Source organism: Pseudomonas sp. SMN11, assembly GCF_052041945.1.
GTDB lineage: Bacteria > Pseudomonadota > Gammaproteobacteria > Pseudomonadales > Pseudomonadaceae > Aquipseudomonas.
On the sequence record NZ_JBKGGW010000071.1, the window covers coordinates 1 to 8,315 of the forward strand.

The 8,315-nt window shown below is 64.0% G+C and carries 6 protein-coding genes and 1 pseudogene; 3 read left to right on the forward strand and 4 right to left on the reverse strand.

Annotated features, from left to right (window positions below; translation table 11 throughout):
• Positions 1-150: 150 nt before the first annotated feature.
• Positions 151-1,038, forward strand: a complete 888-nt coding sequence (gene htpX, locus ACLEJU_RS28400; RefSeq protein ID WP_003259721.1) for a protease HtpX — start codon at positions 151-153, stop codon at positions 1,036-1,038.
• Positions 1,039-1,084: 46 nt separating this feature from the next.
• On the opposite strand, the gene ACLEJU_RS28405 is transcribed toward htpX, so the two are convergent.
• Positions 1,085-1,735: a thiopurine S-methyltransferase gene (locus ACLEJU_RS28405; protein ID WP_435425551.1), complete on the reverse strand. Its 651-nt coding sequence runs from the start codon at positions 1,733-1,735 to the stop codon at positions 1,085-1,087.
• 103 nt (positions 1,736-1,838) lie between these two features.
• On the opposite strand from ACLEJU_RS28405, the gene ACLEJU_RS28410 reads away from it, so the two are divergent.
• Entirely contained in the window at positions 1,839-2,591 is a 753-nt protein-coding gene (locus ACLEJU_RS28410) for a DODA-type extradiol aromatic ring-opening family dioxygenase (protein WP_435425552.1), read from the forward strand.
• Between the two features lie 186 nt (positions 2,592-2,777).
• On the opposite strand, the pseudogene ACLEJU_RS28415 reads toward ACLEJU_RS28410, so the two are convergent.
• Positions 2,778-4,503 (reverse strand): annotated as a pseudogene (locus ACLEJU_RS28415) (DEAD/DEAH box helicase).
• 306 nt (positions 4,504-4,809) lie between these two features.
• Entirely contained in the window at positions 4,810-5,565 is a 756-nt protein-coding gene (locus ACLEJU_RS28420; RefSeq protein WP_435425553.1) for a spermidine synthase, read from the reverse strand.
• 117 nt (positions 5,566-5,682) lie between these two features.
• On the opposite strand from ACLEJU_RS28420, the gene ACLEJU_RS28425 reads away from it, so the two are divergent.
• Positions 5,683-7,029: a class II 3-deoxy-7-phosphoheptulonate synthase gene (locus ACLEJU_RS28425; RefSeq protein ID WP_435425554.1), complete on the forward strand. Its 1,347-nt coding sequence runs from the start codon at positions 5,683-5,685 to the stop codon at positions 7,027-7,029.
• Here ACLEJU_RS28425 and ACLEJU_RS28430 read toward each other — a convergent pair.
• Positions 7,010-8,230, reverse strand: coding sequence for a winged helix-turn-helix domain-containing protein (locus ACLEJU_RS28430; protein ID WP_435425555.1), 1,221 nt, complete (start codon positions 8,228-8,230; stop codon positions 7,010-7,012). The genes ACLEJU_RS28425 and ACLEJU_RS28430 overlap by 20 nt on opposite strands.
• Positions 8,231-8,315 lie beyond the last annotated feature (85 nt).

The following is an 8,315-nucleotide window of genomic DNA, read 5'->3' on the forward strand; positions in this document are numbered from 1 at the left end:
TGCAACGCTCTATCTCACAGCCCGCGTAAAATCCTCTGCCATACTCCGCCGTACACAGTTTGAAATAGTCGCCCGATTGAATCGCCGCGGCATGGGCCTTATATACCCCGCAGTAAGCAACAACTCATCCGTCAGGAGAACGTAACAACCATGATGCGCATTCTGTTGTTTGTAGCCACCAACCTTGCGGTGGTGCTGGTTGCAAGCATTACCCTGAGCCTGTTCGGCTTCAACGGGTTCATGGCCGCCAACGGGGTTGACCTCAACCTCAGCAGCCTGCTGGTCTTCTGCGCCGTGTTCGGCTTCGCTGGCTCCCTGGTATCGCTGTTCATCTCCAAGTGGATGGCGAAGATGACCACCGGCACCCAGATCATCAGCCAGCCGCGCACCCGCCACGAGCAGTGGCTGCTGCAAACGGTCGAAGAGCTGTCCCGCGAAGCGGGCATCAAGATGCCAGAGGTGGGCATTTTCCCGGCCTACGAGGCCAATGCCTTCGCCACTGGCTGGAACCGCAACGACGCGCTGGTAGCCGTATCCCAAGGCCTGCTGGAGCGCTTCTCGCCCGATGAAGTGCGCGCCGTGCTGGCCCACGAAATCGGCCACGTAGCCAATGGTGACATGGTCACCCTGGCGCTGGTGCAAGGCGTGGTGAACACCTTCGTAATGTTCTTCGCCCGCATCATTGGCAACTTCGTCGACAAGGTGATCTTCAAGAATGAAGAGGGCCAAGGCATTGCCTACTACGTGGCGACCATCGTCGCCGAGCTGATCCTCGGCATCCTCGCCAGCATGATCGTCATGTGGTTCTCGCGCCGCCGCGAGTACCGTGCCGACGAAGCCGGTGCGCAACTGGCCGGTACCGCTGCGATGATCGGCGCCCTGCAGCGCCTGCGCGTGGAACAAGGCCTGCCGGTGCACATGCCCGACACCATGAAGGCCTTCGGCATCAATGGCGGCCTCAAGCACGGCCTGGCCGGCCTGCTGATGAGCCACCCGCCGCTGGAAGACCGCATCGAGGCCCTGCGCCGCCGCGGTTGATCAAACCGGGAAAGAAAAGGGCGACTTCGGTCGCCCTTTTTGCTGATCAGAACTTTACCTGGTACACCCTCTCTACCACGCTCCCGACACCTGCCTGGAGGAATTTCGGGCTCTCTTCGATGACCTCCCGCTCATCCAGAACCTGCACCTTGCCACCCGCATAGCCTTGGCGCACTTCGGCATCCGGCACCGAAAACGGTGGCCCGTCCAGCAGTTGCTGATCGTAGTCCATGGTCAGAAGCAGCCCATGGCACCCCTTCGGCAGCACTTGCGACAGATGCGCCATGTATCGCGTGCGCATCTGCGCTGGCAAGGCAATCACCGCTGCGCGGTCATACAGCCCCGTGCATTCGGCAACATCCTCTGCCCGCAAGGCAAAGAAATCACCACACCAGACCTCCACATCACCACTGCGCCAGACCTCGAACGCGCCCTGCTGCGACACCTGCGCCTGAAGCCTCTGCTCACGAAAAAAGTCCTCGACCGCCCGCCGCGACAGCTCTACCCCCAGCACCCGGTGCCCCTGCCCTGCCAGCCAGGCCATGTCCAGGCTTTTGCCGCATAAAGGCACCAGGACGCGCGCGCCCTCGGCCAGCGCCAGTCTGGACCAGTGCGCCAGCAAGAAAGGGTTTACGTCCGTGCGGTGAAAGCCGATCTGGTTATCGGCCCATCGCTTCTGCCAGAACGCTGGTTCCATGTTCACTCCCGATTTTTAGATGGATTGAGGGTAAAACTTGGTTTGGATTTCGATCTGTACTTGATCGAAGATGATTGCATCTTAACCCCTCAGGACCCCCGTCATGCTGCCCAGCCTGTTCATTTCCCACGGTTCCCCCATGCTCGCCTTGCAACCCGGCGCCAGCGGGCCGGCATTGGCCGCGCTGGCCAACGCTCTGCCACGGCCGAAGGCGATCGTGGTGGTGTCGGCACACTGGGAAAGCCGCGAGCTGCTGGTAACCAGCGGCGCGCGGCCCGAGACCTGGCACGACTTCTACGGCTTCCCGCCGGCGCTGTACGCGGTGCAATACCCGGCGCCGGGCGAGCCCGCCCTGGCCAGCCGGGTTGCCGAATCGTTGCAGGCCCAACTGGACCCGCAACGACCGTTCGATCACGGCGCCTGGGTGCCGCTGTCGTTGATGTACCCGGATGCGGGCATCCCGGTGATACAGGTTTCGTTGCCCAGCCAGATGGGACCGGGGTTGCAGATCAAGGTTGGCCAGGCGCTGGCCGGGTTGCGTGCCGAAGGCGTTTTGCTGGTGGGTTCCGGCAGCATCACCCACAACCTGGGTGAGCTGGACTGGCATGCCGGGCCGGATGTGATCGAGCCCTGGGCGCTGGAATTCCGGGACTGGGTGGTGGAGCGACTGAAGGCAGATGATAAGGCTGCGCTGCTGGATTACCGGAAACAGGCGCCGTTTGCTGCACGTAACCATCCCAGTGATGAGCATTTGCTGCCGCTGTTCTTTGCCCTGGGGGCTGGGGACAGGTTCGGGATCGTGCACCAGGGCTTCACCCTGGGCGCGCTGGGGATGGACATTTACCGGTTCGACTGAAGATCGCCGGGGGCGCTTTGCGCCCCTTTCCGACCGGTCCGACGCCCCGGCAAGGCCGCTCCTACAGGAGATCGCGTTCTTTTGTAGGAGCGGCCTTGTGTCGCGAAAGGGCTGCGCAGCGGCCCCAAAATGGCACAGGCAAAAAAATCCCCGACCTGGGCCGGGGATTTTTTCATTGCGTCAGGATCAATCTTCGCGGTAGCGGCGCAGCTTCAGCTGCTTGCCGGCAACACGAGTGTCCTTGAGCTTGGTCAGCAGACGTTCCAGGCCATCTTCCGGCAGCTCGATCAGGCTGAAGCTGTCGCGCACCTGGATGCGGCCAATGGCGTCACGGGCCAGGCCACCTTCGTTGAGGATCGCGCCCAGCAAGTTCTTGGCAGCGATACCATCACGGGCACCCAGGGCGGTACGGCAACGCACGCGGCCTTCGGCCAGCGGCATTGGCGCACGACGCTCGCGGTCACCACCACGGTCGCCACGATCACCACGGTCGCTGCGCTCACCACGCTCGGTACGCTCGCCACGCGGGGCAAAGCTTGGTACCAGCGGCTGCTCACGCTCTACCGCGGCCAGGTCCAGCGCCTGGCCATTGGTGGCCTTGCGCAGCAGGGCCGAAGCCAGGGCACGTGCGCTGCAGCCGAGGTCGGCAGTCAGGCGGTCGAACAGCTCGCCATGGGTGGCTTCTGCTTCGGCAACCAGCGGCGCCAGGCTGTTGGTCAGCTTCTTGATGCGGGCGTCCAGTACAGCCTGGGCGTTCGGCAGACGGGCTTCGGCAACCTTCTGCCCGGTCACGCGCTCGATCACCTGCAGCATGCGGCGCTCACGCGGGGTGACCAGCAGCAGCGCACGGCCATCACGACCGGCACGGCCGGTACGGCCGATACGGTGTACGTAGGATTCCGGGTCGTACGGCATGTCGACGTTGAACACGTGAGTGATGCGCGGTACGTCCAGACCACGGGCAGCGACGTCGGTGGCGACGACGATGTCCAGGCGGCCGTCCTTCAGCGAGTCGATTACGCGCTCACGCTGGTTCTGGGCGATGTCGCCGTTCAGCGCGGCAGCCTTGTAGCCCTTGGCTTCCAGCGCGGCGGCCAGGTCCAGGGTGGCTTGCTTGGTGCGCACGAAGGCGATCAGCGCGTCGAACTCTTCGACTTCCAGCAGACGCAGAACAGCCGGGATCTTCTGGTCAGCGTGGACCATCAGGTGGGCCTGCTCGATCGCGGTAACGGTCTGGGTCTTGCTCTGGATCTTGACGTGCTTGGGCTCGCGCAGGTGGCGTTCGGCGATCGAGCGGATCGACGACGGCAGCGTTGCGGAGAACAGTACGGTCTGGCGGCTGGCCGGGATGGCATCGAAGATCACTTCGAGGTCGTCCATGAAGCCCAGCTTGAGCATTTCGTCGGCTTCGTCCAGTACCAGGTACTGCACGGTCGACAGGACTTTCTCGTCACGACGCAGGTGGTCGCACAGACGGCCCGGAGTAGCAACGACGATTTGCGCACCGTTGCGAATGGCACGCAGCTGTGGGCCCATCGGGGCACCACCATAAACGGCCACCACGTTAACGCCCGGCATCTGCTTGGCGTAGGTTTCGAAAGCGGTGGCTACTTGCAGCGCCAACTCACGGGTTGGCGCCAGGATCAGGGCTTGCGGTTCGCGCTTGCTCACATCGATCTTGTTGAGGATCGGCAGGGCGAAGGCAGCGGTCTTGCCGGTGCCAGTCTGCGCCTGGCCGATCATGTCGTGACCGGCGAGGATGATCGGGATCGATTGTTGCTGAATGGCGGACGGCTCTTCGTAGCCGGTAGCCAGAACGGCAGCAACAATATTCGGATTAAGATCGAGAGCGGCGAAGCCGCCGGTTTCCTGGGTCATGGGTCTGCCTCTAAGTGCATCCGCAAAGACCCATGCTGCAAAGCTGCACATGCCTTGAAAGACCGGAACGGTCACCCAGGCAGCTTTGTCGGCGGGGATTTGCGAAAACGATTGAAAAAGAAAACTTTGGGAAGGTCCGCCTAGCGGACGTGCAGCCGAAGCTGGACTCGGAGGATTTGCACCACCTGATTTTGAGGTCCGCTAAAAGACCGGCGCGTACTATACCCGAAATAACAGTAAGGAGTGAGTAAATTTTTCTGGCCCAACGGCCAGTATCGGGCCATCAGGCTGCAGCAGCTGAATCGGTTTTCTGTAACACCGCGAAGCAGGCGACGCGGTCTCATGTAGCAGGCCGGATCTCGCGAATCAGCCCGTCCAGGCTATACCCCAAACGCGGCGCCAAGGCCTCGGCCCGCGCCCGCAGGCCGTCGATGTCCAGTTGCTGCTCCAGGTCCGCCGGCACCAGCAGGATCACATTGCCCTCCTTCACCGGCAGCTCCCAGTAATGCCGGTGGTACAACCCGCGCAACAGCGCCGCGCCCAACGGCTTGCCGTCGTCGTTGGCCCACTGGTTGATCACCAGCCAGCCACCCGGGTTGAGTTTCTTCTGGCAGTTCTCGAGGAACTTCCACGCCAGGTGCCCGACACCCGGCCCGTAGTCGGTATAAAGGTCGACGAACAGCAGGTCGGCTTGCTCTGCCGTGGGCAACAACTCCAGGGCGTCGCCAATGCGCACATACAGCCGCGGGTCATCGTCCAGCCCCATGTATTCCATGGCCAGGCGCGGCACGTCCGCACGCAGCTCGATGGCCTCGATGTCTTCCAGCGGCAGGAACTTCATGCAGGCCTGGGTCAGGGTGCCAGCGCCCAGGCCGAGAAACAGCGCACTTTCAGGCTGCTCATGGCACAGCGCGCCGACCAGCATGGCGCGGGTGTAGTCGTACTCCAGCCAACTGGGGTCGGCGGTGAACACACAGCTCTGCTCGATGGCATCGCCGAACTCGAGGAAGCGGTAATCCTCCACCTCGTACACGCTGATGACGCCAAAGGCATCCTCGACCCGGGCCAACAGCTTTTCTTCCCGCTCCGTCGCCATCTACCTGCCACCCGCCCGCGCAAAAACGCGCATTGTCCGTCAACGCCCCGGATGCAACAAGCTCGGCGCCGCTGTTACCATGGCAGGCAGCCTATAACAGACAAGACCGAGCCCGTGATGAACCGACCGTGGAGCCCCGACAGCTGGCGTGCCCTGCCGATCCAGCAGCAACCGACCTACCCCGACGCCGCGCACCTGCTCAAGGTCGAGCAGACCCTGGCCAGCTACCCGCCGCTGGTGTTCGCCGGCGAGGCGCGCGAGCTGCGCCGGCAGTTCGCCGAGGTCACCGAGGGCCGCGCCTTCCTGCTGCAGGGCGGCGACTGCGCCGAGAGCTTCGCCGAGTTCTCGGCGGCGAAGATCCGCGACACCTTCAAGGTGCTGCTGCAGATGGCCATCGTCATGACCTTCGCCGCAGGCTGCCCGGTGGTCAAGGTCGGGCGCATGGCGGGGCAGTTCGCCAAGCCGCGCTCCTCGGGCGACGAAACCATCGGCAACGTCACCCTGCCGGCCTACCGCGGTGATATCGTCAACGGCATCGGTTTCGACGAAAAAAGCCGCGTGCCAGACCCGGATCGCCTGCTGCAGGCCTACCACCAGGCCACTGCCAGCCTCAACCTGCTGCGCGCCTTCGCCCAAGGCGGTTTTGCCGACCTGCACCAGGTGCACAAGTGGAACCTCGACTTCATCGCCAACTCGGCGCTGGCCGACAAGTACCACCAGCTGGCCAACCGCATCGACGAAACCCTCGCCTTCATGCGCGCCTGCGGTTTGGACAGCGCGCCACAACTGCGCGAAACCAGCTTCTTCACGGCCCACGAAGCGCTGCTGCTCAACTATGAAGAAGCCTTCGTGCGCCAGGACAGCCTGACCGGCGACTACTACGACTGCTCGGCGCACATGCTGTGGATCGGTGACCGCACCCGCCAGCTCGACGGCGCCCATGTCGAATTCCTGCGCGGCGTGCACAACCCGATCGGGGTCAAGGTCGGCCCGAGCATGAACCCCGAAGAGCTGATCCGCCTGATCGACACGCTTAACCCGGCCAACGACCCCGGCCGCCTCAACCTGATCGTGCGCATGGGCGCCGGCAAGGTCGGCGCGCACCTGCCTGGGCTGATCCGCACCGTCGAGCGCGAGGGGCGCAAGGTGCTGTGGAGCTCCGACCCTATGCACGGCAACACCATCAAGGCCAGCAGCGGCTACAAGACCCGCGACTTTGCGCAGATCCTCGACGAGGTAAAGCAGTTCTTCCAGGTGCACCAGTCCGAGGGCAGCCATGCGGGCGGTATCCATATCGAGATGACTGGGCAAAACGTCACCGAGTGTATCGGCGGCGCCCGGCCGATCACCGAGGATGCCCTGTCCGACCGCTACCACACCCACTGCGACCCACGGATGAACGCCGATCAGTCGCTGGAACTCGCCTTCCTGATCGCCGAAACCCTCAAGCAGGTGCGGCGCTGAGCAGGGCCTGACGCAACTGGCTGCCCTCTGCCCGAGGGCAGTTCAGTTGCACCCGTTCCAGGCCCAACCACTGGGCCATGCGCAGCAGATTCCCCGCCAAGGCCTGATAGCCCTCCTCGTCCAACGGTATCGATTCCGCGTGCACGGCATGCACCGCCAGTTGCCCCTGGGCGCGCTCGGCGCGCAGGTCCAGGCGCGCGGCGATACGTTCGCGGTGCAGGAATGGCAACACGTAGTAGCCGTATACCCGCTTGTGCGCCGGGGTGTAGATTTCCAGTCGGTAGTGAAAATCGAATAGCCGCTCGGTGCGGTTGCGCTCCCAGACCAGCGAATCGAACGGCGACAACAGCGCGCTGGCCTCGATGCGCCGGGGGATGCGCGGGGAGCCGGCGCAGTAGGCCGGCTGTTTCCAACCCTGTACCTCGACTGGCTGCAAGCGGCCATCGCCGACCAGCTCGTGCAGCGCCGCCCTGCCCTGGCCGGGCTCCAGGCGGAAGTAGTCACGCAGGTCGCGCTCGGTGGCCACGCCCAGGGCCGTGGCGGCGTGCAGCATCAGGCCTTGATGGGCTACGGCTTCGCTCGGCAGCGCTTGGTCAAGAATGGCCTTGGGCAGGACCCTTTCCGGCACATCGTAGAGCCGCTCGAAGCCGCGCCGCCCCGCCACCGTCACTTCACCGGCGGCGAACAGCCATTCCAGCGCGTGCTTTTCTTCGCTCCAGTCCCACCACGGGCCGGCCCGCTCCTGGCGGGTGGACAAGCTGCCCGCGCCCAGTGCGCCCTGTTCGCGCACGGCGGCCAGCACGCGGGCGATCACATCCTGGCGTTCGCGGCCGAACTGCGCCAGCTGGCGGTAGATGCCGCGGCCATCAGCGGCATGGGCCATGCGCCAGCGCAACAGCGGGTAGAGGTTCAGGGGCAACAACGAGGCTTCGTGGCCCCAGTATTCGAACAGCTGACGCTGACGGCCACGGCCCCAGGCGAGTTGGTCGAGCATTTCCGGCGGGTAGCCGCCGAGGCGGGAGAACAGCGGCAGGTAATGGGAGCGGACCACGGCGTTGACCGAGTCGATCTGCACCACTCCCAAGCGTTGCAGCATGCGTTTCAGTGCGGACAGGGTCGGTGGGGCGTCAGGCTGTTTGCCGAATCCTTGGGCTGACAGGGCCAGACGGCGGGCCTGGCTGATAGACAACTTGAGCGGCAAGCCTGATCTCCTTTTATTGTCTGTTCCGGCCTCTTTTTGGGGTTGTCCCCTAAAAAGACCCCCCCCGTTTCTCCCCTTTCCCTTC

Bases quoted from the DNA above. Each gene is read 5' to 3' on its own strand.
- htpX (WP_003259721.1), top strand. From the start codon at position 151: ATGATGCGCATTCTGTTGTTTGTAGCCACCAACCTTGCGGTGGTGCTG.
- ACLEJU_RS28405 (WP_435425551.1), bottom strand. From the start codon at position 1,735: ATGGAACCAGCGTTCTGGCAGAAGCGATGGGCCGATAACCAGATCGGC.
- ACLEJU_RS28410 (WP_435425552.1), top strand. From the start codon at position 1,839: ATGCTGCCCAGCCTGTTCATTTCCCACGGTTCCCCCATGCTCGCCTTG.
- ACLEJU_RS28420 (WP_435425553.1), bottom strand. From the start codon at position 5,565: ATGGCGACGGAGCGGGAAGAAAAGCTGTTGGCCCGGGTCGAGGATGCC.
- ACLEJU_RS28425 (WP_435425554.1), top strand. From the start codon at position 5,683: ATGAACCGACCGTGGAGCCCCGACAGCTGGCGTGCCCTGCCGATCCAG.